Origin of the sequence: Mycolicibacterium boenickei (assembly GCF_010731295.1) — a bacterium.
In the GTDB taxonomy this organism is placed as follows: Bacteria; Actinomycetota; Actinomycetes; order Mycobacteriales; family Mycobacteriaceae; genus Mycobacterium; species Mycobacterium boenickei.
The window spans coordinates 1,558,006-1,580,820 of sequence record NZ_AP022579.1 but is presented as its reverse complement, the minus strand read 5'-3'; the positions used below and the strand labels follow the sequence as shown (position 1 = coordinate 1,580,820).

23 protein-coding genes and 1 pseudogene are annotated in these 22,815 nt (G+C 66.5%); 17 read left to right on the top strand and 7 right to left on the bottom strand.

Going from position 1 to position 22,815, the window contains the following annotated elements; genetic code table 11:
• Window positions 1–54: 54 nt before the first annotated feature.
• The 4 genes from G6N57_RS07390 to G6N57_RS07375 are packed head-to-tail and all read left to right on the top strand — an operon-like array spanning window position 55 to window position 3,391.
• Complete coding sequence (locus tag G6N57_RS07390) at window positions 55–1,326, top strand: aromatic ring-hydroxylating oxygenase subunit alpha (protein ID WP_077739890.1); 1,272 nt, start codon at window positions 55–57, stop codon at window positions 1,324–1,326.
• On the top strand, window positions 1,323–1,658 hold the full coding sequence (locus G6N57_RS07385) for a hypothetical protein (protein WP_077739889.1): 336 nt from the start codon (window positions 1,323–1,325) through the stop codon (window positions 1,656–1,658). Before G6N57_RS07390 ends, G6N57_RS07385 begins: the two co-directional genes overlap by 4 nt.
• Window positions 1,659–1,686: 28 nt before the next feature.
• Complete coding sequence (locus G6N57_RS07380; protein WP_077739888.1) at window positions 1,687–2,532, top strand: TauD/TfdA dioxygenase family protein; 846 nt, start codon at window positions 1,687–1,689, stop codon at window positions 2,530–2,532.
• Window positions 2,533–2,572: 40 nt separating this feature from the next.
• The gene (locus tag G6N57_RS07375; RefSeq protein ID WP_077739887.1) at window positions 2,573–3,391 is read left to right on the top strand and encodes a maleylpyruvate isomerase family mycothiol-dependent enzyme; all 819 of its coding nucleotides are present in this window, start codon (window positions 2,573–2,575) and stop codon (window positions 3,389–3,391) included.
• Window positions 3,392–3,446: 55 nt separating this feature from the next.
• Here G6N57_RS07375 and G6N57_RS07370 read toward each other — a convergent pair whose 3' ends face one another.
• From G6N57_RS07370 to G6N57_RS07360, 3 genes are all read right to left on the bottom strand, one after another.
• A complete protein-coding gene (locus tag G6N57_RS07370; protein ID WP_077739886.1) occupies window positions 3,447–4,202 on the bottom strand; it encodes a DUF6891 domain-containing protein in 756 nt (251 codons plus the stop codon).
• A gap of 139 nt (window positions 4,203–4,341) precedes the next feature.
• Complete coding sequence (locus G6N57_RS07365) at window positions 4,342–5,760, bottom strand: WS/DGAT/MGAT family O-acyltransferase (protein WP_077739885.1); 1,419 nt, start codon at window positions 5,758–5,760, stop codon at window positions 4,342–4,344.
• A 27-nt stretch (window positions 5,761–5,787) separates the two neighbouring features.
• Window positions 5,788–7,011, bottom strand: a complete 1,224-nt coding sequence (locus G6N57_RS07360; protein WP_077739884.1) for an alpha/beta hydrolase — start codon at window positions 7,009–7,011, stop codon at window positions 5,788–5,790.
• 123 nt (window positions 7,012–7,134) lie between these two features.
• Between G6N57_RS07360 and G6N57_RS07355 the strand changes: the two genes are divergently transcribed.
• The 3 genes and pseudogenes from G6N57_RS07355 (at window position 7,135) to G6N57_RS07345 (ending at window position 11,664) form a co-directional block, all read left to right on the top strand.
• Entirely contained in the window at window positions 7,135–9,297 is a 2,163-nt protein-coding gene (locus G6N57_RS07355) for an acyl-CoA dehydrogenase family protein (RefSeq protein WP_077739883.1), read from the top strand.
• A gap of 102 nt (window positions 9,298–9,399) precedes the next feature.
• Window positions 9,400–10,651: pseudogene (locus G6N57_RS07350) on the top strand (IS30 family transposase).
• A gap of 110 nt (window positions 10,652–10,761) precedes the next feature.
• Window positions 10,762–11,664, top strand: coding sequence for an alpha/beta hydrolase (locus tag G6N57_RS07345; RefSeq protein WP_097926268.1), 903 nt, complete (start codon window positions 10,762–10,764; stop codon window positions 11,662–11,664).
• On the opposite strand, the gene G6N57_RS07340 is transcribed toward G6N57_RS07345, so the two are convergent.
• Both G6N57_RS07340 and G6N57_RS07335 read right to left on the bottom strand, forming a co-directional pair.
• Complete coding sequence (locus G6N57_RS07340) at window positions 11,644–11,889, bottom strand: hypothetical protein (protein ID WP_077739881.1); 246 nt, start codon at window positions 11,887–11,889, stop codon at window positions 11,644–11,646. The two genes, G6N57_RS07345 and G6N57_RS07340, sit on opposite strands and share 21 nt — an antisense overlap.
• On the bottom strand, window positions 11,890–13,425 hold the full coding sequence (locus tag G6N57_RS07335; RefSeq protein WP_077739880.1) for an APC family permease: 1,536 nt from the start codon (window positions 13,423–13,425) through the stop codon (window positions 11,890–11,892). It abuts the gene before it with no gap.
• Window positions 13,426–13,608: 183 nt separating this feature from the next.
• Here G6N57_RS07335 and G6N57_RS07330 point away from each other — a divergent pair, with 183 nt between their 5' ends.
• From G6N57_RS07330 to G6N57_RS07285, 10 genes are all read left to right on the top strand, one after another.
• Window positions 13,609–14,889: a class-III pyridoxal-phosphate-dependent aminotransferase gene (locus G6N57_RS07330; RefSeq protein WP_077739879.1), complete on the top strand. Its 1,281-nt coding sequence runs from the start codon at window positions 13,609–13,611 to the stop codon at window positions 14,887–14,889.
• Complete coding sequence (locus G6N57_RS07325) at window positions 14,886–16,439, top strand: aldehyde dehydrogenase family protein (RefSeq protein ID WP_077739878.1); 1,554 nt, start codon at window positions 14,886–14,888, stop codon at window positions 16,437–16,439. The genes G6N57_RS07330 and G6N57_RS07325 overlap by 4 nt, the downstream gene beginning before the upstream one ends.
• Window positions 16,440–16,443: 4 nt before the next feature.
• Window positions 16,444–17,049, top strand: coding sequence for a BMC domain-containing protein (locus tag G6N57_RS07320; RefSeq protein ID WP_036446433.1), 606 nt, complete (start codon window positions 16,444–16,446; stop codon window positions 17,047–17,049).
• On the top strand, window positions 17,046–17,549 hold the full coding sequence (locus tag G6N57_RS07315) for a hypothetical protein (protein WP_077739877.1): 504 nt from the start codon (window positions 17,046–17,048) through the stop codon (window positions 17,547–17,549). The genes G6N57_RS07320 and G6N57_RS07315 overlap by 4 nt, the downstream gene beginning before the upstream one ends.
• Before the next feature lie 83 nt (window positions 17,550–17,632).
• Window positions 17,633–17,896 (top strand): EutN/CcmL family microcompartment protein, encoded by a 264-nt coding sequence (locus G6N57_RS07310; RefSeq protein ID WP_077739876.1) that lies wholly within the window; start codon window positions 17,633–17,635, stop codon window positions 17,894–17,896.
• Between the two features lie 12 nt (window positions 17,897–17,908).
• Complete coding sequence (locus G6N57_RS07305) at window positions 17,909–18,190, top strand: BMC domain-containing protein (RefSeq protein ID WP_019347921.1); 282 nt, start codon at window positions 17,909–17,911, stop codon at window positions 18,188–18,190.
• Between the two features lie 2 nt (window positions 18,191–18,192).
• The gene (locus G6N57_RS07300) at window positions 18,193–18,855 is read left to right on the top strand and encodes a microcompartment protein (protein ID WP_036446431.1); all 663 of its coding nucleotides are present in this window, start codon (window positions 18,193–18,195) and stop codon (window positions 18,853–18,855) included.
• Window positions 18,855–19,847, top strand: coding sequence for a phosphotransferase enzyme family protein (locus G6N57_RS07295; protein ID WP_077739875.1), 993 nt, complete (start codon window positions 18,855–18,857; stop codon window positions 19,845–19,847). The genes G6N57_RS07300 and G6N57_RS07295 overlap by 1 nt, the downstream gene beginning before the upstream one ends.
• Before the next feature lie 17 nt (window positions 19,848–19,864).
• Window positions 19,865–20,644 (top strand): 3-oxoacyl-ACP reductase FabG, encoded by a 780-nt coding sequence (gene fabG, locus G6N57_RS07290; RefSeq protein ID WP_077739874.1) that lies wholly within the window; start codon window positions 19,865–19,867, stop codon window positions 20,642–20,644.
• Window positions 20,645–20,693: 49 nt separating this feature from the next.
• Window positions 20,694–21,461: a GntR family transcriptional regulator gene (locus G6N57_RS07285; RefSeq protein ID WP_077739873.1), complete on the top strand. Its 768-nt coding sequence runs from the start codon at window positions 20,694–20,696 to the stop codon at window positions 21,459–21,461.
• Window positions 21,462–21,487: 26 nt separating this feature from the next.
• Here the strand turns inward: G6N57_RS07285 and G6N57_RS32290 are convergent, their stop codons facing one another.
• Both G6N57_RS32290 and G6N57_RS07275 read right to left on the bottom strand, forming a co-directional pair.
• Entirely contained in the window at window positions 21,488–21,769 is a 282-nt protein-coding gene (locus G6N57_RS32290; RefSeq protein ID WP_077739872.1) for a hypothetical protein, read from the bottom strand.
• Window positions 21,770–21,820: 51 nt separating this feature from the next.
• Window positions 21,821–22,813 (bottom strand): alpha/beta hydrolase, encoded by a 993-nt coding sequence (locus tag G6N57_RS07275; RefSeq protein ID WP_077739871.1) that lies wholly within the window; start codon window positions 22,811–22,813, stop codon window positions 21,821–21,823.
• Between the last annotated feature and the right edge of the window lie 2 nt (window positions 22,814–22,815).

The window sequence follows — 22,815 nt, the reverse complement described above, 5'->3', positions numbered from 1 at the left end:
CGGCCGATATCCGTCCGAACAGTCCCCGAACGCACTAGTCACACGGAGGTTCACATGGCAACCAAGTGGCCCAAGCCGGCTGAGGGATCCTGGACCGAGCACTACCCGGATCTGGGCACCGGGCCGATCCCGTTCCGGGACTCCATCTCCGCCGAGTTCTACGCGCAGGAGCGGCAGGCGATCTTCAAGCGGGCCTGGCTCAACATCAGCCGTATCGAGGAGACCCCTGAGGTCGGCAGTTTCATCACCCGCCAGGTCGAGGCCGCCGACGCTTCGCTGCTGCTGGTGAAAGATCACAACGGCGTTATCCGCGCCTACCACAACCTGTGCCGGCGGCGCGGACACCCCGTGGTCGTGGCAGACTTCCGGGCCACCGAACTACGCAGTACCGGTGGCGAATTCGAATGCCGGCACTGTGGATGGCGGTACGGTCTCGATGGGCGGCTGCTGTCTCAACCCGACGTGGACGGCTACACCGGCCTGGATACCGACGACTACGGCCTGGTCCCCGTTCACTGTGATGTCTGGGCCGGTTTCGTGTTCGTCAACTTCGACCGCGAGCCACACCAGCCCCTGCGGGAGTTCCTCGGCCCCATGGTCACCGCCCTCGACGACTACCCGTTCGGGAAACTCACCGAGCGCTACGACTGGGTCGCGCACAACAACAGCAACTGGAAGATCTTCGCCGATGCCTTCCAGGAGTACTACCATGTGCCGTCGCTGCACACCCAGCAGGTGCCGCCCGAGGTTCGGGATCCCAACGCCGGCTTCACCTGTGGGCACTTTCAGCTCGACGGCCCACACCGGCTGGTCTCGACGGCCGGTACGCGGCGCTGGCTGCTGGCGCCGGAGTACATGTACCCGATCGAGCGGGCAACCCAGAGTGGACTGGTGGGTCCCTGGCGAACACCGGACATCGGCGAGCTCCCGTCAGGGCTCAACCCCGGCAACATCGAACCCTGGGGCATCAGCAACTTCCAGATCTTCCCCAACCTGGAGATCCTGATCTACGGCGGCTGGTACCTGCTGTATCGCTACTGGCCGACCTCGCACAACACCCACCGGTTCGAGGCGTTCACGTATTTCCATCCGGCCCGTACCGTGCGGGAGCGGATCGAGCACGAGGTGGCCGCGGTGGTGCTCAAAGAGTTCGCCCTGCAGGACGCCGGCATGCTGGGCGGCACGCAGGCCGCACTCGAGTACGACGTCATCGACGACTTCCCGCTCAACGACCAGGAGATCCTGGTGCGCCATCTGCACAAGATGGCGGTCGACTGGGTCGAGGACTACCAGCGAGGACGTACACCGGCAGGAGCGTCGCGATGACCTCGCCCCGACTGCCGAGTGCCTTCTCCGAACTGGAGCCCTACGCCGAGATCTGGTGTCTGCCAACGGAGACCGAACGCTGGGAGCGTCGCCTGGCCAGCACCATGCCCGAAATGCACGAGTTCCACGACGCCTTCTTCCCTCGCATAGAGGAGGCGATCGAGTATTGCGACAAATTCTCCCTCGACGACCTGCCCGACGATGCGCTGAACCTGCTGTACCTGATCTATTCGCTGATCATGGTCGCAATGTCAGTGGAGATCATGCACCAACCCGCCCCGACCGATTCCGCCGACGCTGTCATGATCCGCACCGGAGAGCCCCGGCCGTGACCGGCACCGAACACGAGAGGACGTACCCGTGAGTGTGTTGACCATCAACAAGCTGACCTCGTCGGTGGGCGCCGAGGTCGTCGGCGTCGACCCCGAGCGCCTGGGCACCGACGACAGCCTGGGCGCGGCCGTGCTGGACGCGCTCGAAGACAACGGTGTGCTGGTCTTCCACGGCCTGCACCTGAATCCCGAAGCCCAGGTGGCGTTCTCCCAGCGGCTCGGCGAGATCGATCGCTCCGCGGACGGCCACCATCCTGTCTCGGGCATCTACCCGATCACCCTGGACCGGACGAAGAACAAGGCCGCCGAATACCTCAAGGCCACATTCGACTGGCATATCGACGGCTGCACTCCCATGCACGACGAATGCCCCCAAAAGGCGACGATACTGTCAGCCGTCGAGGTCGCCGCCCGCGGAGGGGAAACCGAGTTCGCCAACGCCTACGCCGCCTACGAGTCCCTCACCGAAGCCGAGAAGGAGCTCTACGGCAGCCTGCGGGTGGTGCATTCGCTCGAGGCGTCGCAACGGCGCGTCTACCCCGACCCCACACCCGAGCAACGGCAGCGCTGGGCCGCCCGGCCGACGCACGAAAACCCGCTGGTGTGGACGCACCGAAGCGGACGAAAGTCCTTGGTGCTGGGTGCTTCAGCGGATCACATCGTCGGCATGGATCTCGATGAGGGCCGCGCACTGCTGGCCGAACTCCTCGCCCACGCCACCACACCCGACAAGGTGTACCGCCACAAATGGTCCGTCGGCGACACCGTCATCTGGGACAACCAGGGAGTCCTGCACCGCGCTGCGCCCTACGAACCCAACTCACCCCGCCACATGCTGCGCACCACCGTGCTCGGCGACGAACCGATCCGATAACCAGGAGCATCCTCGGGTACTCACCGGCTAGCTTGGCGTCATGATCCGCCTCGATGTCCGACACCTGTTTCCGGTGGAACGACAAGCACTGCTCGGCCTGCTGGAGACCCTGCAGCCGGCGGACTGGGCCAGGCCGACGGTGTGCCCGGGCTGGACCGTGCACGACATCGTCGCGCACATCCTCAACGACTACATGCGGCGCGTGTCGGGCAGCCGCGACCGGTATGCAGGCGCGTCCTTTGCCGATGACGAGACGCTGCCGACCTACCTGGCCCGCGTGAACGAGGAGTTCGTGCGGGCGATGCGGCAATGCAGCCCCACCATGATGATCGACTTACTGGCCCACCTGGGTCCGCAGCTGGACGCGGTATGGGCGGGCATGGATTTGGACAGCGCCGCGCATCTGAACGTTTCGTGGGCCGGCGACGGAACGAGCCCGGCCTGGCTCGACATCGCGCGGGACTACACAGAGTACTGGGTACATCAGCAGCAGATCCGCGACGCGGTGTCGCAGGAGGGCGCTGACGACGCCGCCCTGCTCAATCCCGTTCTGGCCACGTTCCTGCACGCCGCGCCCTTCGCGTTACGCGATCACCCGCGGCCGCCCGGTACCGCGGTCGGCTTCGAAGTCAGCGGAGCGGCCGGCGGACACTGGGCAGTGATTTCCGAAGGTGCGCAATGGAATCTGCGCGCCGGATCACTGTCAGATCCGGACGCCACGGTGCGCATGGACCAAGACACTCTGTGGCGTTTGGCCAGCCGCGGGATCACCGTGGAGCAAGGACGCGAGCGAATCGAATTGAGTGGCGACCGTCAACTGGCCGAAGTGGCGGCGTCACTACTGGCGGTCGTTCTCTGACCTGGGGTCCCGCGACAGTGATGAAATCGACCTCAGTGTGTGTCATGGCGGCCCGTCAGAGATTGCCGTTGCGTGGTTTCAGCAGAGATCCCAGCCAGCGCATCGGCGCCGACCGGCTCCGACTCTGCGACTGAACCACTCCAGATACGCGGGGTGGCAACGGCTTACGCCACTGGTTGATTGCCACTTCGATTCGTTCGTGGCGCGACCCCGACCAATAGGTGGTCAGACCGAAACTCTCGGCCACTGCGACGATTCGCTGACCGACCATCGTTTCGGTGCGCTCCTTGACCTCCTCGGCCGCCGCCGCATCGCCGTCGTAGGATGCCTGCACCAACGCCTCCGGTAGGTCCGGATGTGCACGAAAAGAGCTGTACCCCAGGAGGAGTTGCGGTGGGGATTCTCCCAGCCGCAGGGCATCCTGCTCGTGGAAGTAGGTGTAGGCCCACTCGCGGTAGCGGTACCAGTCCGGCGGATTCGGGTGGAGGGTGCGCTCGTCGTCGATCTCGCTGGTCGCGCAGGTCACGCAGCACGAGAAACACATCCGCGACAGGATGCCCTCGGACTGCAACTGTGTGAACGTGTCCTTCAACCGGCCGTAATCACCGGTGTCCGTCCACACTGCTTGCTCGGTTATCCGTTCGTCCCACATCGACCTCACCAGGGCCGCCGCGTCGTCAGGCGGCACGACGTCAGAATCCGAGGCCCACTCGAGCAGGTCGTCGTAGTCCCAGAACCCGGCGATCAGCCGAAGCCTTATCTCCTCTTTGAGCTCGGCGAGATCACCGGTCTCCGAGTCACGGATGTCCACGGGTCGAATCCTTCCGCTCGCCTGGTTCTGTGGCAATACCGATCCGTCCGCCCGCCCGCGAGACCGTGAGCGTGCAGAAACTGTCGCAGTTGCGCGGTGTGTCGGCGGGCAAACACGCATGCTCGCGGTGCAGGGGGAGTTACTGCGGCATCGCGGACTCAACCACGGTCAGCTTGTCCGAAAGCCCTGCAACCCTGCGGATCTCGCGGAATTCCTCGACCATGCCGTCGGTGACCTCGTGTGGGTCGTCGACCGTGGCGTCGTCGGAGAGCACCGAGATGTTGAGCTGGTCCACATAGCTCCACACCGTGATGTTCAGCCCACTGCCGGTGGTGATCGGCCCCACCGAGTAGATCTCCGTGACCGTGGCGCCGCCGACCTTGCCGCGTTCCCGCGGACCGGGCACGTTGGAGATGTTGAGGTTGAGCACCTTGTTCTGACCGTCCTGATGGGACAGCCATTTGAAGGCCGCCTCGACGGGTGCCGGCGGCATGTACGCGGCCCAGCGTGCGATCAGTTCCGGCCCGATCAGTTGATGGCTTTCTTTTGCCAGGGCGGCGGCGTCGTGCGCCTTGCGCACCCGCTCGGCGGTGTCTTCGACGTCCACCGGCAGTGCCACCAGCACACCACTGAACCGGTTGCCCGAGATGCGGTCCGGAGAGAAGTCGAAACTCATCGGCACCGAGGCCAGCAGCGGATGGTCGGCCTTGCCGTCGTACTTGAGCGACAAGGTACGCAGCGCTCCCGATGACATGGCCAGCACCAGGTCGTTGATCGTCACCCCGAGCTTCTTGCTGGTCTCCTTGACGTCCGCCAATGCCAGTGTGGCAGTGGCGAACAGGCGCTTCTCGTCGAGGATGTGGTTCATGAAGCTGGGCGGCGGGGTGAACGGCCGGGTCAGCTCGGGCGACAGCTTGCGGCTGCTGCGCCGGACCCGCCCGAATCCCTTGGCCGTGTACCGCACGGTCCCGGGCAACCGGCCGAGCTGGCGCATGTGGTCGGCGAACGCCGAGCGCACCAGTTCGGTCTTGGAGGGCGCCGGATCGGTGGCATACGAGTCGTCGTCGCGGTCCGGGCCGTCGCGGAGGTCCATCCCGCGGGCCAGGAGATTCGCCGAGGCGACTCCGTCGGCCAGCGCGTGGTGAATCTTGCCGACGACCGCGATACGCCCGTTGGCCAGGCCTTCGACGAAGTACATCTCCCACAGCGGTCGGCTGCGGTCCAGCGGGGTACTGCCGATCTCCCCGATGGCCTCGTCGAGTTCGCGGCGCCCGCCCGGGGCGCGGACCCGCCAGGGCCGGACGTGGTACTCCAAGTCGACGTCGCAGTTCTCCCGCCACATCGGGTGATGGAACTTGAACGGGATGTCGACGAGCTGATAGCGGAACGGGTCGAGCTTGTGCAGCCGTCCGCGGATCACCTCCCGGAACTCCTCGATCCCGAACGTCCGATCGCCCATGTCCTCGAGCGCGATGACCGCGATCTTCAAGGTGTGCATGTGCACGTTGGGTGTCTCTGTATAAAGCAGGAACGCGTCCCACCCACTCAACCGCTTCACGGTGTCCCTCCCCAGGTGTGGAAACGTCTAGATGACAGCTTTGGCCTCGTCCATCGCCCGGTTTCGGTGAATCTGGTTGAGGAACAAGCCGATTGCGGTTGTCATCGCCCCAGTTCTGGCGCCGTCGGTCATGTCGAAGGCGTGCCCTGCGCCGGGCAGCTCGATGTAGCTGACCACGGCCCGTGACACCGCTTTGAGCTTGTCGACGAAGCTGCGAGCCTGCGCCACCGGGATGACACTGTCACCGGTGCCGTGGATGACCAGGAACGGCGGCGCGTCGGGATGGATCTGGGCGATCGGGGAGGCCTGCCGAAAGATCTCCGGATGGCGATCGATCTTGCGTCCCACCACAATCCGTTCCAGGAAGTCGACGAATCGGACCCGCTCCTCAGTGGAGCGATCCTCCCAGTCGTAACGCCCGTAGATACCCACCACGGCATCGACCGAGGTGTCGGCCCCGTCGGGCAGATCCCCCTGCAAGTCCGGGTCGTTCGGGGTGAGACCGGCGAGTGCGGCGAGGTGCCCGCCGGCCGAGCAGCCCGCGATCGCGACGAAATTGCGGTCGCCGCCGAACTTGTCGACATTGGCTCGCGCCCAGGCGATCGCGGCCTTGACGTCGGTGAGGTGCCGGGGCCAACGGTGATGCGGGGCCACCCGGTAGTCGATGGACAGGCACACCCAGCCCTGCTGGGCCAGGTGCGACATCAGCGCATAGCCCTGCAGGATCCGGCCGCCGTGGACCCAGCCGCCGCCCGGCACGAACAGGAGCACCGGCGCGGGTTCGGTGGGCAGATGCTTGGGCCGCCACACGTCGAGCAGTTGGGCCGGGTCATCGCCGTAGCGCACCGACGTCCGGTAGACGTCGCGGCGGTACTCGCACGTGTGCCACAACGGCGCGAGGCTGTCCGGGGCCGGCCAGTCGATGGCCAGGTCAGCCGGTGACACCACGCCACGCAGAGCCTCCTGCGCGACCGCGGTGGTCTGTTCCCGCTCAGCCTTGCGTTGCTCGCTGTTGTCCGGCGCGAACCAGGACTTCGCCGAGGAGCTGACGAATTCGGGGAGGTGGCGGAACCCCCACACGCTCATGGCAGTCAGGGCGCCGAGCGGTTCCAGGTGCTTGCCCACGACCGGTAGCGAAGTCGATGCCACACTTAGTGCCAGCATATGGTCGGCCGGCTTGGCGTGTAGCAACCATCGAGCTCGATCAGCGAGCGTCGGTGCGGGGTACCGGTTATCCGGTCGTGCCGTCATTGCGCGAGCGTACCCCGCAGCGTATTCGCGCAGGCGACAACTTCGCCGACTTGTCCACCGGGCGTCAAATTGTGACGTGCATCACATCGACTTATCCGCGTAACCCCCTTAGCTTCGCTAAGCATGACAAAGTCTGCGCTGGCCATCACCGAAGAGCACCAGGACCTCGCCGACGCGGCACTCGGGCAGTTGACCCGGCTCGACAGCCGCGCGGCCGGCCGCGCGACGCTGGAGAACGCCGGCACCTACCCCGACGAAATCTGGTCTGCCGGTGCTGAACTCGGCTGGAACGGGCTGGCCATCGCTGAGCAGTACGGCGGTTCCGGATTCGGCCTGGCCGAACTCGCCGTCGTTGCCGAGGTGGCCGGCCGCGAACTGTCCCCGGGCCCGTTCCTGCCGACCGTGTCCGCTTCGGTGGTCATCGACCGCTACGCCCCGGACTCTGTCAGGGCCGAACTGCTCCCGGGCCTCGCCGACGGTACGACGGTGGCGGCACTCGGCCTGGCCGGTTCGGTGACCATCGGTGCCGACGGCGTTCTCGGCGGGCAGGCGCGCGCCGTGCTGGGTGCACCCGACGCCCAGGTACTCGTGCTGGCCGCCGGCGACGACATCGTCGTCCTGGACGCCACTGCCGACGGAATCACCGTCACCGCAGAGGATTCCCTGGACACCACGCGCAGCATCGGCACGGTCGACCTACGCGCCGTGGCCGTCGATGAGAGCCGGATCCTGCGCGGCGCAGCGCGGGCGGCGCGTACGGCGTTCCGCATCCTCGGCTCGGCCGAGGCGGTCGGGGTCGCCTGGGCCGCGCTCGACATGGCCGTCGAGTACGCAAAGGTGCGCGAGCAGTTCGGCCGCACCATCGGCACCTTTCAGGCCGTCAAGCACCATGCGGCCAACATGCTCGTCGACGCCGAACAGACCACCGCCGCGGTGTGGGATGCGGCCCGCGCCGACAGCCTCGATGGCGCCTGGTTCGCCGCCGCCGTGGCCGCTGCCCACGCAATCCGCGCCCAGATCTTCTGTGCGCAGACCAACGTTCAGTTGCACGGTGGCATCGCGTTCACCTGGGAACACGACGCACACCTGTACCTGCGCCGGGCCCGCACGCTGGCCGCGGTGCTCGGCGACGGTGCCGATCCCCTGATCGACGTCGTCGACGGGCAACGCGGCGGGCAGGCACACGGGGCGTCGTTCGCGCTGCCCGAGGAGGCCGAGCGGTACCGGAAGGACGCGCGCGACGCCGCGGACGCAGTCCGCGCCCTGCCCGAGGACAAGCGCCGCGACTACCTGGTGGACTCCGGCTACCTGGTGCCACATTGGCCCAAGCCATACGGCCGGGCCGCGGATGTGTTGGAGCAGTTGGTGATCGAGGAAGAGTTCACCGACATCGAGCGCGCGGATATGGGCATCACCGGCTGGGTGACCCTGACCATCGCCCAGGCCGGCACCGAGGATCAGCGCGAGCGCTGGGTGGAGCCCGTGCTCCGCGGCGAGGTGATGTGGTGCCAATTGTTCTCCGAGCCGGGCGCGGGGTCGGACGCTGCCGCGGTGCGCACCGCGGCCAAGAAAGTCGACGGCGGCTGGCTGGTCACCGGCCAGAAGGTGTGGACCAGCCTGGCCCAGCACTGCCAGTGGGGCCTGGCCACCGTACGCACCGATCCGGACGCCCCCAAGCACGCCGGCGTCACCATGATGGCGATCGACATGAAAGCCCCTGGGGTAAAAGTGAATCCGCTGCGCGGGCTGACCGGCGACGCACACTTCAACGAGGTGTTCTTCGACGACGTCTTCGTTCCTGACGCCGATGTCGTGGGCGATGTGAACAAGGGCTGGCTGGTCGCGCGCGCGACCCTGGGCAATGAGCGCATCTCGATCGGCGGCGGTTCCGCTGCGCCGACCGGATTCGATGCCGACGAGCTGGTGGCCCTGATCGACGCCGATCCGGACGGGGCCCGTTACGTGCGCCGAGCCGGTGAGGTGATCGCCGTGGGCCACACGCTGCGGCTGCTGAACCTCCGCCGGGTCAGCCGCGCGATCGCCGGCGCGGAACCCGGGCCCGAGGGCAACGTCACCAAGCTGCTCGTCGCCGAACATTCCCAGCATCTGACCGAACTGGGCATGGACCTGGTCGGCTCAGCCGGGGTGACCGGCCAGACCCCGAAGCTGACCCGTGCCTACCTCGGCAACCGGGCCATGACGATCGCCGGTGGCACGTCGGAGATCACCCGCAACACCATCGCCGAGCGCATCCTGGGCCTGCCCCGCGATCCGCTGCTGAAGTAGCTGACCTCGCGCCGGGGGCGCCGATTTCTACCTGCGGGTCGCGGTGCGACGCTTGAGTTCAAGGGGTCTACGCAACACACCTTCTGATTTGAGGAGTGTTGCATGGCTCGGGGTTCGTTCCAGTCGAGAAAGCGGTTGTTTTGGGAGCGGGTCCGCGAAGGCCTGTTGCCCGGGGATGCCGGTGTGGCCGTCGGCGTGTCAGCGACCTGTGGACGGCGGTGGTTTCGTCAAGCTGGCGGGGTGAAACCGCACGTGAGTAAGCCTTCGGGCACCGGTGCGCGTCGACGGTTGAGTTTGCAGGAGCGCATCGAGATCCAAGCCGGCGTCCACGCCGACGAATCGCTGCGTTCCATCGGTCGACGGCTGGGCCGACCGGCCTCGACGATCAAACGCGAGATCGACGAGAACACCGAACTGCGCACCCGCAAGAATCCACACAAATCGGGGTATCGACGCAAGCATGCCTTCGGGGCTCAACAGAGTGGAGCCTCGGCGAAAGTGGTCTACCGCGCGTTGTCTGCCCACGACCGATCCGCTGATCGGGCCAGGCGACAAACAACGCCGCCTGGCGCGCAATGACAGGTTGCGTCAGCAGGTGCAGAGTCGATTGGAGTTGCGGCACAGCCCGGCGCAGATCGCCCAGCGGCTGCGCATCGACTTTCCCGACGATCCGGAGATGTGGGTGTCACACGAAGCCATTTACCAGGCGATCTACGTGCAGGGACGGGGTTCGTTACGCCGAGAACTGCACCAGTGTCTGCGAACAAAACGGGCAATACGACGACCTCAACATCAGCCCGGAACTCGACGCAGCCGCATCCCGGACATGATCAACATCAGCCAACGCCCACCGGAGGTGGCCGACCGCGCAGTGCCCGGGCATTGGGAAGGCGATCTCATCATGGGCAGCACCGCCTCAGGCTCGGCGATCGGCACCCTGGTCGAACGCAGCACCCGGTTCGTGATGCTGCTGCACCTGCCCGACGACCACAGCGCCGAAAGTGTGCAAAACGCCATCGTCGCCAAGATCACCCAGCTGCCCGCGCACCTGCGCCGCTCGTTGACCTGGGATCAGGGCATTGAGATGTCCAACCACCGTGCCATCGCCAAAGCCACCGATCTCGACATCTACTTCTGCGATCCACATTCACCCTGGCAACGTGGCAGCAACGAGAACACCAACGGGCTACTGCGCCAATACTTCCCCAAAAGCACTGACCTGTCGGTCTACGGCGAGCACTACCTCGACTACGTCGCAGCCGAACTCAACGGCCGACCCCGCAAAACCCTTGAATGGAAAACCCCGGCCGAAGCACTCAACGAACTACTCTCAAAACCACCAGCTGTTGCGTAGACCGCTTGAAACCACCACGCGATGCACGGCCCACGCGTGGAAAACCGCGCGCACGGACGACGGAGGGCCTGCTTGACGTGGCGCCGAGATCACCGGGTAAAACGGTAATTGTGACCTCAAGCACAGACGTCCGGCCCGCGTTCCACCCCGACCTGGAACGCATCGCCCGCTTCATCCCGCGCAAGCTGGTGTCCAGGCGCACGCTGCCGCTGCTGCAGCGGCTGACGGTGCTGCAGAACCGCCAGACACCCAAGGACGTCGAGGTGCTCACCCTGAGCTCCGGCGCCGGGGTGCGGCTGTTCCGGCCCACCGGGGTCACCGAACCGACGCCGGCCCTGCTGTGGATCCACGGTGGCGGGTACGTGCTGGGCAGCCCGGCGCAGGACGACGCCCTGTGCCGACGCTTCGCCAAGGAACTCGGCGCCACGGTGGCCGCGGTCAAGTACCGGCTGGCGCCGCAGAATCCCTACCCGGCCGGCCTGGAGGATTGCTATGCCGCGCTGAAATGGCTCGCGGCGCTGCCCGCGGTCGATGCCACGCGCGTCGCGGTCGCCGGCGCCAGTGCGGGCGGCGGACTGGCCGCCGCCCTCGCGCTGCTGGCCCGTGATCGCGGCGAGGTGTCGCTTGCCGCGCAGATCCTGGTCTACCCGATGCTCGACGACCGGTCGGTGGGCCCGGAGCTGGAGAATCCCGGCCACCGGCTGTGGACCCAGGGCAGCAACAAGTTCGGCTGGTCGGCCTATCTGGGCGACGCCGATCCGGCCGTCGCCGTGCCGGGCCGTCGGGAGGACCTGGCCGGGCTGCCTCCCGCCTGGATCGGTGTCGGCACCCTGGACCTGTTCCACGACGAGGACATGGCCTACGCCGAACGCCTGCGGGCCGCGGGAGTGGACTGCCAGGTGGAACAGGTGTACGGGGCGTTCCACGGCTTCGACCAGATCGCCGCGAAAACCCCGGTGGCCCAGGCCTTCATGGCCAGCCAGTGCGCGCGGCTACGCGCGGCGTTCGCCTGACTCTCGCTGGTGTCGCAGGTACCGGCAGGCGCGTTCCAGCAGGCAGCGGTCGGCGGCCGACAAGGCCCTGACCCTGGGGATCTGACCCGACACGATCCGGGCGAACCGGACACACAGCTGCTCGGCGGTCATCCCGAACTCCAGCCAAACGTCGTCCTCGCGCGGACCCCCATAGGGAGCCCACGCGAGGACGAACTTCAGTAACACGCGGTCGAACGAGTCCATCTAGTCTCGAACAACGTTGTCCTCGAACACGATCCGGCCGATCAACTCGTAGCGGCGCGGGTCGCGCAGCTTGAAGTAGGTGGCCATGCTCGCGCCCAGGACGAAGATTCCCACCACGATCCACGGGGTCAGCTTGAACAGCAGGGTGCCCGAGGCCGTCCCCGCGGCCGCATCCTTGTGTTCCCACAGCAGGTACACGACGTAGAGCATGCCGATCCCGCCCAACCCGGGGGCGATCAGCGTCTTGAACCAGTGCTTGGACACCGGGTGGTTCTTGCGGATGTGGAAGTAGCTGATCACCGAGAAGGCGCACAGCGACTGCACGATCAGGATCGCCATGGTGCCCAGGATCGCCAGCAGCGTGTACATGTGCACGTAGGGATCCATCCCGGCGAACAGGAACGACAGGATGATCACGAGCGTGATCGCGCTCTGCACGAACGAAGCGATGTAGGGCGATCCGTGCGTGGGATGCGTTGAGCCGATGGTCTTCTGCAGCCCCTTGGACAGGCCTTCGCGACCGAGCGCGTACAGGTAACGCGAGGCACAGTTGTGGAACGCCATGCCGCAGGCGAATGACCCGGTGACCAGCAGGATGTTGAACATCGTGATCGCCCATTCGCCGTAGGTGGCACGCACCGGCCCGAAGAAGATCTCCGAGGACGTGGCCGAATCCTGCGCGAGTTCCACTGCACGCTGCGGGCCGGTACCGGCGATCGCCATCCAGGACACGAACACGTAGAACAGCCCGACTCCGACGACACTCAGCATCGTGGCCCGGGGGATGATCTTCTTCGGGTTACGCGACTCCTCGCCGTACATCGCGGTCGATTCGAAGCCGACCCACGACCAGAAGGCGAAGAACAGGCCCAATCCGGCACTGGCACCGGCGATTCCGGCTGCCGGCGAGAAGGCCCCGATGGGGTTGATCGTCTCGGCGACCGCGAAGCCCTGCGGGCCGCCGCCCCTGAACAGCACCGCCAGCGCGCCGAGGGCGAGCATGACGATCTCGGTCACCAGGAACACGCCGAGCACCTTGGCGGTCAGGTTGACGTCGAAGTAGGTGAGGATCGCGTTGGTGACCAGCATCAGCAGTGCCGGGATCACCCAGTGGATGTGGATGCCCAGTTGGGATTGCATGAAGTTCTGGAAGAAGAACGAGAAGATCCCGATCAAGGAGGCCTCGAACACCACGTAGGCCATGGTGATCAAACCGCCGCTGGCCATCCCGACGATGCGGCCCAGCCCGTGGGAGATGTAACCGTAGAAAGCGCCGGTGGTCGTGATGTGCTTGGCCATGGTCGCGTAGCCGACGGCGAAGAGGCCGAGGACAACGGTTGCGACGATGTAGCCGGCCGGCGCATGCGAACCATTTCCGAAGCCGACGGCAATCGGGACGTTGCCGACCATTGCCGTGATCGGGGCGGCGGTAGCCACCGCCATGAAGATGACGCCGACAGTGCCGACGGCGTTGCGTTTCAGTCTCTGGACGTCGTGAGCTGTGTCTTCACTCCCGGCGACAGCTTGATCGGTCATCTAGCGGGATACCTTCCAGGTAACAGTGGGATGCCCGATGTGGCCTGGGCCACAGACGGACCTACGTATATTGGCACTACCAAAACCGATTGGCAAGCACTTCCTGCAACCATTGACATAAATGGTTGCGACCGTTTACGGTGAGGCCCATCACAGCTACCGGATAGCTGGAGAGGGAGCCGCATGTACGACTACGGCACGTTCACGTTCGAGTCCAAAGCCGAAGTGCTGGACAAGGCGAAGACGTTCTGGAATCCAGACAAGACACAGTTCTGGACTGATACCGGTGTCGATCTGGTGATCGACCGCCGCGAGGGATATTTCCTGTGGGACATGGGCGGCCGCCGCCTGATCGATCTGCACCTCAACGGCGGTACCTACAACCTCGGGCACCGCAATCCCGAAGTGATGCAGGCGATTACCGACGGAATGGAGCATTTCGACGTCGGAAACCATCACTTCCCGTCGGTGGCCCGCACCGCACTGGCGCAGCGCCTGGTCGAGACCGCGCCGGCGTCGATCACCAAGGTGGCGTACGGGTCAGGAGGCGGTGAGGCGATAGACATCGCGCTCAAGAGCGCCCGGCACGCCACCAAACGCCGCAAGATCGTCTCGATCGTCAAGGCCTACCACGGCCACACCGGCCTGGCCGTGGCCACCGGCGACGACCGGTTCGCCAAGTTCTTCCTGGCCGACCAGCCCGACGAGTTCCTCCAGGTGCCGTTCAACGACATCGAGGCGATGGAACGGGTACTGGCACCTGGCGATGTCGCCGCGGTGATCATGGAGACCATCCCGGCCACCTACGGATTCCCGCTTCCCGCACCGGGTTACCTGGAAGCCGTCAAGGCCATCACCGAGAAGCACGGGACCCTGTACATCGCCGATGAGGTGCAGACCGGTCTGATGCGCACCGGTGAACTGTGGTGCATCACCAAACACGGCATCGAGCCCGACATCCTGGTGACGGGCAAGGGCCTGTCCGGCGGCATGTACCCGATCACCGCGGCGCTGCTCAGCGATCGCGCTGCGAAGTGGCTCGATGAGGACGGCTTCGGCCATATCTCCACGTTCGGCGGCGCCGAGCTGGGCTGCGTCGCCGCGCTGAAGACACTCGAAATCTCCACCCGGCCGGAAGTGCGCTCGATGGTGCACTACATCGCCGACATCTTCGACCACGGGCTGCAGCGCATCCAGGCCGACCATCCGGACTGGTTCGTCGGCATCCGGCAGAACGGCGTGGTGATCGGTCTGGAGTTCGATCACCCAGAAGGCGCCAAGTTCGTGATGCGGGAACTCTACGAGAACGGCGTGTGGGCGATCTTCTCGACACTGGATCCCCGTGTCCTGCAATTCAAACCGGGTCTGCTGCTCTCGCGCGAGCTCTGCGAGGACGTCCTGGACCGCCTCGCCGTCGCGGTGGCCAGGGCCGAGACCGTCGTGAGAGGACGTAAAGCATCATGACCAGTACCGCACAGGCCGGCCACATGCTGGAGCGGGCCGGGTGGGCCGCGGCGGCATACGCCGATTACGACGCGGCCGCGGTAACCGAGATCGTCAACGCGGTGGCCGACGCCGCCTACTCGGCAGCCGAGCGGTTCGCCGCAGAGGCGGTGGCCGAGACCGGGATGGGCGTGGTGGCCGACAAGGTCACCAAGAACCGGGCCTGCTCGCGCGGCATCGTCGACTACTACCGGGGCGAAGATTTTGTGTCGCCGCGCGTCGACGAAGCCAGCAAGATCGTCGAGCTGCCCCGGCCCGCGGGGGTGGTGCTGGCACTGACGCCGACCACCAATCCCGTTGCCACGGTGTACTTCAAGGTGATCCTGGCACTGATGACGCGCAACGCCGTCGTGGTCGCCCCGCACCCGCGCGCCAAGCAGTGCTCGGCCGATGCGGCCCGGCTGCTCGCCGAGGCGGCGGTGGCGGCCGGTGCGCCGGACGGCATCGTCCAGGTGGTCGAGGAACCGTCGATCCCGCTCGTACAGGCGCTCATGGCCGACGATCGCACCGACGTCATCGTGGCGACCGGGGGCACCGGGGTCGTGCGGGCCGCCTACTCGTCCGGCAACCCCGCACTCGGGGTCGGACCGGGCAATGTCCCGGTGTTCGTCGAGGCCAGTGCCGACATCAACGCCGCGGCCAAGCGCATCGTGGACAGCAAGGCCTTCGACAACTCGGTGCTGTGCACCAACGAATCGGTCCTGATCGCCGAGGACGCGATCGCCGGCAAGCTCAACGGTGCGCTGACCCGCGCCGGTGCGCACATCCTCGACGAGGACGGCGCACGACGGCTGCGGGCCTACATGTTCGCCGACGGCCACCTCAACACCGACGTGGTGGGCCGCGACGCCGCCTGGATCGCCGGGCAGGCCGGGCTGCGGGTCACGCCCAAGACCCGGGTGTTGATCGCGCCGTTCAACGACGTGATCGCCGAGGAGATGCTGGCGCACGAGAAGTTGTCCCCGGTACTCGGCATGACCACGGCCGCCGACGCGGCACGGGGCATCCGCGCTGCTCGGGCGGTGGTGCGGATCGGCGGGGCCGGTCACTCGGCGGCCATCCACAGCGAGAATCCTTCGGTGATCACCGATTTCGCCGCCCAGGTGCCGGTGCTGCGAGTGTCGGTCAACGTCGGCAACAGCACCGGAAGTTCCGGGCTGGACACCAACCTGGCGCCGTCGATGACGATCGGCACCGGGTTCGTCGGGCGCAGCTCGATCGGGGAGAACCTGCAACCACAGAACCTGATCAACTGGGCCCGCATCGCCTACAACAGCGATTCCGCCGTACCCATGGGCAACTTCGCGGGCATCAACCCGTGGCACTCACCGGCCGGACCGGTGCCGGAGTATCCGCGCGCCTCCAACGACCGCAACGGCACGCCTGCTCAGGCCAGGACAGCACCGCGCCGGTCCACCCCGGCCCGCTCGACCGACCTGGGCCTGGACGCACTGCGTGCCGAATTGCGCGCGCTGGTCGCCGAAGAACTCGCACAACTGATCAAGAGGTAGGGCTGTGGCTGAACTTCGTTCCTTCATCTTCATCGACCGGCTGCAACCGCAGACCATGTCGTATCTAGGCACCTGGATCAAGGGCGCGCTCCCCCGCGCCAACCAGGCCGCCCAGATCATCGAGGTGGCACCCGGTCTGGACATCGAGGGCGTCACCGACGTCGCCCTCAAGCATGCTGAGGTCAAGGCCGGAATCCTGGTGGTAGAGCGGCAGTTCGGCTACCTGGAGTTCCACGGCGAAACCGGCGCGGTCAAGGCGGCCGCCGACGCCGCACTGGACGAACTCGGTGGCAACACCGGAAGCGCGGTACAGCCGAACGTGCTGGCCTCGCGCATCATCTCCAGCGTCGACCACCAGCACGCGTTCCTGATCAACCGCAACAAGATCGGCTCGATGGTGCTGCCGGGTGAGTCACTGTTCGTGCTCGAGGTGGCCCCGGCGTCCTACGCCATCCTGGCCACCAACGAAGCCGAGAAGGCAGCGGACATCAAGGTTGTCGACTTCCGGATGATCGGCGCCACGGGCCGCGTCTACCTGTCCGGCACCGAAGCCGATGTCCGTACGGCGGCCGAGGCGGCCCAGGACGCGCTGGCGAGGGCCACTGCATGAGCATCAACAGGGACGAACTGCGCGTCCTGGTGCGTGAGGTGGTGCGGGAGGCGGTCAAGGATTTCGGAGCCGCCACCAGGACTCCGGGGCCGGTGGCTGTCCCCCCGCCGCCGGCCCCGGCCCCGCCGACGATCGCCGACCAGTTCGGCGTGGACCCCACCGGCCCCCGCGCTGTCGAGGGCAAGAACCGCACCGAGACCGTGCAGTTGGCCAATGACCGAGACCTCGACAACTTCGTCCGAAAGCTGTTGCGGCTCTTCGAAAGCCCGAAGACCCGTGCGGACCTGAAGGCCGGGCGGCTGAGCTTCCGGCTGGCCGGGGCCACCCGCGGAGCCGGCGGCGGTGCCAGCCGACGCATCGAATCCGGTGCCGTCACCGAGCGGCACATCGCCGACATGGCCGGAGGCACGCTCGTGCTCGGTCGCAAGGCGGTGCTGACCCCGCTGGCCCGCGAAAAGGCCCGCACTCTGGGCATCACGATTGAGAAGGAGCGCACATGATGGCCCGAGCGACGAAGGAGCGCACATGATGGCCCGAGCGACGAAGGAGCGCACATGATGGCCCGAGCGACGAAGGAGCGCAAATGATTTCAGCGGTTGTCACCGGCAACGTGTGGTCTACCCGTCGGATCGACGGCATCCCGGCCGGAGCGTTCCTCGAGGTCGAGATCGACGGCAGCGGATCGAAGCTCATCGCCTTCGACGTCCTCGGCAGTGGCGTGGGCGAGCACGTCCTCGTCGCCCAGGGCTCGGTGGCCTCGGGCTGGTTCACCGGCACCCCGCCTCCGGTCGACGCTCTCATCATCGGATCCATCGACGTCAAACCCGACACCAACCCCAACAAATAAGGAGAAACACCCATGTCCAGCAACGCAATCGGACTGATCGAGACCAAGGGCTTCGTCGCCGCACTGGCCGCCGCCGACGCCATGGTCAAGGCCGCCAACGTCACCATCACCGATCGCCAGCAGGTCGGCGACGGCCTGGTCGCCGTGATCGTCACCGGTGAGGTGGGTGCGGTCAAGGCCGCCACCGAGGCCGGCGCCGAGACCGCCTCGCAGGTGGGCGAACTGGTCAGCGTGCACGTCATCCCGCGTCCGCACAACGAGCTCGGCGCGCACTTCTCGGTCGCCAGCAAGTAGCCATGCCGACCAAAGCTGAGGAGAGCACGCGGATTCGCACCCAGATCCGCGTCTACCTGTTGGTGGAGGATCTGCAGCGCCAGTTCGCCGCCTACCTCGGAACACCGACCCGGGCCCGGGGTTACCCACCGTACGAGGGTGAACACGCGCTGATCGTCGAGGTGTCCCCCGCCTTGGCGATCGAGCGGGTGATCGACCTGGCCCTGCGTGAGGTCCCCGGTATCCAGCCCGGAATCCTCTACGTGGAACGCCAATTCGGGGTGCTCGAGATCCACTCGGCCAACCTCGAGGACGTGCAGCGGGCCGGCGAGGCGATCCTGGCGGGCACCGGCAACAAGGCCTCCGATCAGCTCCGGCCGCGGGTGCTCTACCACGACATCATCGAGAACATCACCGATCAGCACGCGGTGATCCTCAACCGCAACCGGCAGGCATCGATGATCCTGCCCGGACAGTCGCTGCTGGTCTACGAGATGACCCCGGCGCTGTTCGCAGCGGTGGCGGCCAATGAGGCCGAGCGGGCCGCACCTGGACTTACTGTGGTTGACGTGCAGATGATCGGCGCCGCTGGGAGGCTCTACATCGGTGGCAGCACCGCGGATGTCACTGTGGCCCGGGATCGGATCACGGCGGTGCTGGATGGGATTGAAGGACGGGATCACTAATGGTTATCACCGACGAGATCGATGTCGCCCAACTGGCGCTACGCCAGTACGACATCGGGACGGACGCGACGCTGCGGTTGCTGAACCTGTCCGAGAACGCCACCTATCTCGTCGAGGATGCCGGCACCCAGTCCATCCTGCGGGTGCACCGGCAGAACTATCACCAGCCCCACGAGATCGAGTCGGAGCTGGACTGGCTGGCGGCGCTACGCGCCGACAGTGATGTCACGGTTCCGAACGTCCTGCCCACCCGGGACGGACGTCGCCTCGTCACGGTCAACGCCGATGGAACCGACCGCTATGCCGTGCATTTCGGCATGGTCGCCGGGGCCGAGCCCGACGAGGGCACGTTGACCCTCGACGATTTCCACACGCTGGGCCGGATCACCGCTGCACTGCACGATCATTCGCAGCGGTGGGAACGCCCGGCCGGGTTCGGCCGGTTCTCGTGGGACTGGGAGCACAGCCTGGGCGCGGCCGGACGCTGGGGCCGTTGGCACGACGCCGAAGGCGTCGGCACCGCCGAGCAACAAGTGCTGGAGCGCGCCCAGGCGCTGCTGCACGATCGGCTACACGCCTACGGCACGGGCCCCGACGTCTACGGCCTGATCCACGCTGACCTGCGTCTGGCCAACCTGCTGGTGGACCCCGACCCGGCGGGGTCGGGCATCACCGTCATCGACTTCGATGACTGCGGATTCGGCTGGTACTTCTACGATTTCGGCACCGCAGTGTCGTTCATCGAAGATGACCCGGCACTTCCGGAGTGGCAAGACGCCTGGGTGCGCGGCTACCGCACCCGCCGCAACCTGCCCGCTTCCGACGAGGACATGCTGGCCTCGTTCGTGCTACTGCGCAGGCTGCTGCTGCTGGCCTGGATGGGCAGCCACAGCCACTCCCGCGAATCGGCCACCAAGGCCATCAGCTACGCCGCCGGCAGCTGTGAACTCGCCGAGCGCTATCTGCGCTCCAACGGCCTCACCTTGACCTGACACTCGAAGGATTCAATATGTTCGCATCGCTTCAGGGCCGCTCGGCCATCGTCACCGGCGGCAGCAAGGGCATCGGCCGCGGCATTGCCCAGACGTTCGCCAACGCCGGCGTGGACGTCCTCATCACCGGGCGCAACCAGTCTGACCTCGACGACGCGGTCACGGCGCTTGCCGACACCCCCGGCCGGGTCAGTGCCCTGCGCGCGGACGTGACCAGTCCCGACGACGCCCGCCAGGTCGTCGACGCCGCCGTCGAGCGGCACGGCGGGCTGGACATCGTCTGTGCCAACGCCGGCATCTTCCCCTCCGGCCGGCTGGAGGACCTCACCCCCGACGACATCGACCAGGTCCTGGCGGTGAACTTCAAGGGCACCGTCTACATCGTGCAGGCCGCCCTCGCCGCCCTGACCGCCAGCGGACGCGGACGCGTCGTCATCACCTCGTCGATCACCGGTCCGGTCACCGGCTACCCCGGCTGGTCGCACTACGGTGCGTCCAAGGCCGCCCAGCTCGGCTTCCTGCGCACCGCCGCGATGGAACTCGCCCCCAAGAAGATCACCGTCAACGCCGTGCTGCCGGGCAACATCGTCACCGAGGGCCTGGTGGAAATGGGCCAGGACTACATGGACCAAATGGCGTCGGCAGTTCCTGCCGGCCGGCTGGGATCGGTCGCCGACATCGGCAACGCCGCGCTGTTCTTCGCCACCGACGAAGCCGCCTACATCACCGGTCAGTCGCTGGTCGTGGACGGCGGACAGATTCTGCCCGAATCTCACATGGCGATCGCTGAACTCTAGTTCAACCTGGATAGAATTGGCTGTACCAATACACGGGCAGGGGGCCGGGGTGGCAGTTCACAGCGAGGAGTTGCGCAGGCGCATCGTCGCCGACATCAACGCGGGCACTCCCGGTGCCAAACTCGGCAGTGAGCGCGACCTGGCCGAACGCTACGGCACCAGCCGCTCCAGCCTGCGGCAGGTCCTGGCCGCATTGGAGGAAGCCGGCCTGGTGCACCGGGTGATCGGCCGGGCCGGTGGCATCTTCATCAGCCACGGGCAGGTGGAGCGCCACCTGTCCGACGTGGTCGGTGTGCCGGCCTTCCTGGCCAATCAGGGGTACGTCGCGGGGACGCGGGTGCTCTCGACGCGCATCACCACCCCCGACGACGCCACCAAGACCGCCCTGCGCCTGGGCCCGGGCGACTACGTCATCGAGATCCAACGCGTCCGGCTGGCCGACGGCTCCCCGATCTCGCTCGAACACGCACAGTTCCCCGCCGATGCGTTTCCCGGCCTGCTCGACCAGCAGCTGGGCGGCTCCCTCTACGAAATCCTGGAATCCCGATACGGTTTGGTCACCGGCCGGGCCGACGAGCGCATCGAGGCGGTCAGCGCGACCAGCAGCGAAGCCACGCTGCTTGGCATCAAGCCCAAAGCGGCACTGCTGTTGATCACTCGCGTCACCTACGACCAGAACGGCTCGCCGTGCGAGTTCTCCCGCGACCTGTTCCGCGGGGACCGCACGGCGCTGGCGGTCACGGCGAAGGGCAGCGGCATCGCCACCCACGCCGATGCCAATACCGCCTCGGTCACGCTGCAACGTCAGGCCGGCTGACTACAAATAGCCCCTGCGTGCGATTCTCAGCCGTCTTGAGACTCGTCGTCGGGGCTGACAATCTGAAAGCCCTCACGCTCGGCGATCGCCTCGTCGACGTCGCGCGCAGGTGCCTGCCCCGCCAGACGGTCGGGCCGTTCCGCATCGAGCTTGCTCTCGAGCGATTCCGGCTCATCCGCGCGATCCGCGCCGTGCCAATGCTCGGGCGGATCGACCACATCGTCGCCATCAGCATTGGCGACCTCGTCGGAATCGGTCGACTCACTCGGCGACAGCGTGTCATCCGGTCCGTTCTCGATATCGCTCATGAGGTGGGGATGCCCGCGGCGGCGCCACGGGAAACCCCTCGGGAAGGCGGGTCAGGCCGCGATCTGAGCAGGTGCGGTAGTCACGCCTTTGACGAAGTCGCCCAGGTAGCCGATGGCCCGCCGGCCTTCCGGCAGAATGTCGGCGGCGAGCGGGAAGTCGTGCACCTGGCCGCTCCAGACGTGCAGCTCGCAGGACGAATGCGCGTGGGCCAGCCGATCGGCCACCAATTCCGAGTCGGCCAACAGCAATTCGTCGGCGCCGACGTGAATCATCACCGGAGGCATGCCGGTCAGATCGGCCGTCGCCGGATCGATCAGCGGCTCGGCCTCGCACCGGCTCGACTGGCACTGGCTACGCCGCACGCATCGGGCAAAGGCCGACAGCGCCGGGCCGGTGAACATCGAACACCGAGAGATGTTGCGGTGAACCAATTTCCGCGCTGGGTCCAGGTCGATGAGCGGTGAGATGGCGGCCAGGCCCGCTGCCGGACGCAGACCGTGGGCCAACGACCTGAGCGCCGTCCCGAACGCAAGATATCCCCCCGCCGAGTCGCCTGCGATCACCGTCTGCTCCGCACCGAAGCCCCGCCGCCGCAGCCAGGACAATCCGGCCAGGGCATCCTCGACCGCGTCGGCAAGGCCGCACGCAGGCAACATCCGGTAGCCGACGTTGAGCACCAAAGCGTCTGCCGCAGCCGACAATCGAGCAGCTAGAGCACGGTGGGTGTTGAGCCCACAGGTAAGGAACGCCCCACCGTGCAAGTAAAGGATCGCGTTGCGCCCCGATGTCCCGGGTGCGTGGATCAGTTCCGCCGGGCAGTTCGGCAATGTCAGGGGCTCAACCGATGCTGCGGGGCGGCTCGGGAGCAGGCCGACGATTTGGTCGATCGACCGCAGCGGCCACGCCAGGTCCGGTTGCAATGCCCAGGCGCGGATCACGTTCTTCACGGCGACCCGGCAGCCGATTCCCAAGGCCGCGGCCTCCAGGCTCGTCCTTCGGTGCAGTACCCGTTTTGCCGCGTATGCCCCGGTCATGGCGATCATCT

What these genes read in the sequence shown, in the direction of transcription:
- G6N57_RS32290 (WP_077739872.1), bottom strand. Translation starts at nt 21,769, where the DNA reads ATGAGCGATATCGAGAACGGACCGGATGACACGCTGTCGCCGAGTGAG.
- G6N57_RS07375 (WP_077739887.1), top strand. Translation starts at nt 2,573, where the DNA reads ATGATCCGCCTCGATGTCCGACACCTGTTTCCGGTGGAACGACAAGCA.
- G6N57_RS07355 (WP_077739883.1), top strand. Translation starts at nt 7,135, where the DNA reads ATGACAAAGTCTGCGCTGGCCATCACCGAAGAGCACCAGGACCTCGCC.
- G6N57_RS07310 (WP_077739876.1), top strand. Translation starts at nt 17,633, where the DNA reads ATGATTTCAGCGGTTGTCACCGGCAACGTGTGGTCTACCCGTCGGATC.
- G6N57_RS07330 (WP_077739879.1), top strand. Translation starts at nt 13,609, where the DNA reads ATGTACGACTACGGCACGTTCACGTTCGAGTCCAAAGCCGAAGTGCTG.
- G6N57_RS07335 (WP_077739880.1), bottom strand. Translation starts at nt 13,425, where the DNA reads ATGACCGATCAAGCTGTCGCCGGGAGTGAAGACACAGCTCACGACGTC.
- G6N57_RS07390 (WP_077739890.1), top strand. Translation starts at nt 55, where the DNA reads ATGGCAACCAAGTGGCCCAAGCCGGCTGAGGGATCCTGGACCGAGCAC.
- G6N57_RS07315 (WP_077739877.1), top strand. Translation starts at nt 17,046, where the DNA reads ATGAGCATCAACAGGGACGAACTGCGCGTCCTGGTGCGTGAGGTGGTG.
- G6N57_RS07300 (WP_036446431.1), top strand. Translation starts at nt 18,193, where the DNA reads ATGCCGACCAAAGCTGAGGAGAGCACGCGGATTCGCACCCAGATCCGC.
- G6N57_RS07385 (WP_077739889.1), top strand. Translation starts at nt 1,323, where the DNA reads ATGACCTCGCCCCGACTGCCGAGTGCCTTCTCCGAACTGGAGCCCTAC.
- G6N57_RS07360 (WP_077739884.1), bottom strand. Translation starts at nt 7,011, where the DNA reads ATGACGGCACGACCGGATAACCGGTACCCCGCACCGACGCTCGCTGAT.
- G6N57_RS07340 (WP_077739881.1), bottom strand. Translation starts at nt 11,889, where the DNA reads ATGGACTCGTTCGACCGCGTGTTACTGAAGTTCGTCCTCGCGTGGGCT.
- fabG (WP_077739874.1), top strand. Translation starts at nt 19,865, where the DNA reads ATGTTCGCATCGCTTCAGGGCCGCTCGGCCATCGTCACCGGCGGCAGC.
- G6N57_RS07275 (WP_077739871.1), bottom strand. Translation starts at nt 22,813, where the DNA reads ATGATCGCCATGACCGGGGCATACGCGGCAAAACGGGTACTGCACCGA.
- G6N57_RS07305 (WP_019347921.1), top strand. Translation starts at nt 17,909, where the DNA reads ATGTCCAGCAACGCAATCGGACTGATCGAGACCAAGGGCTTCGTCGCC.
- G6N57_RS07295 (WP_077739875.1), top strand. Translation starts at nt 18,855, where the DNA reads ATGGTTATCACCGACGAGATCGATGTCGCCCAACTGGCGCTACGCCAG.
- G6N57_RS07325 (WP_077739878.1), top strand. Translation starts at nt 14,886, where the DNA reads ATGACCAGTACCGCACAGGCCGGCCACATGCTGGAGCGGGCCGGGTGG.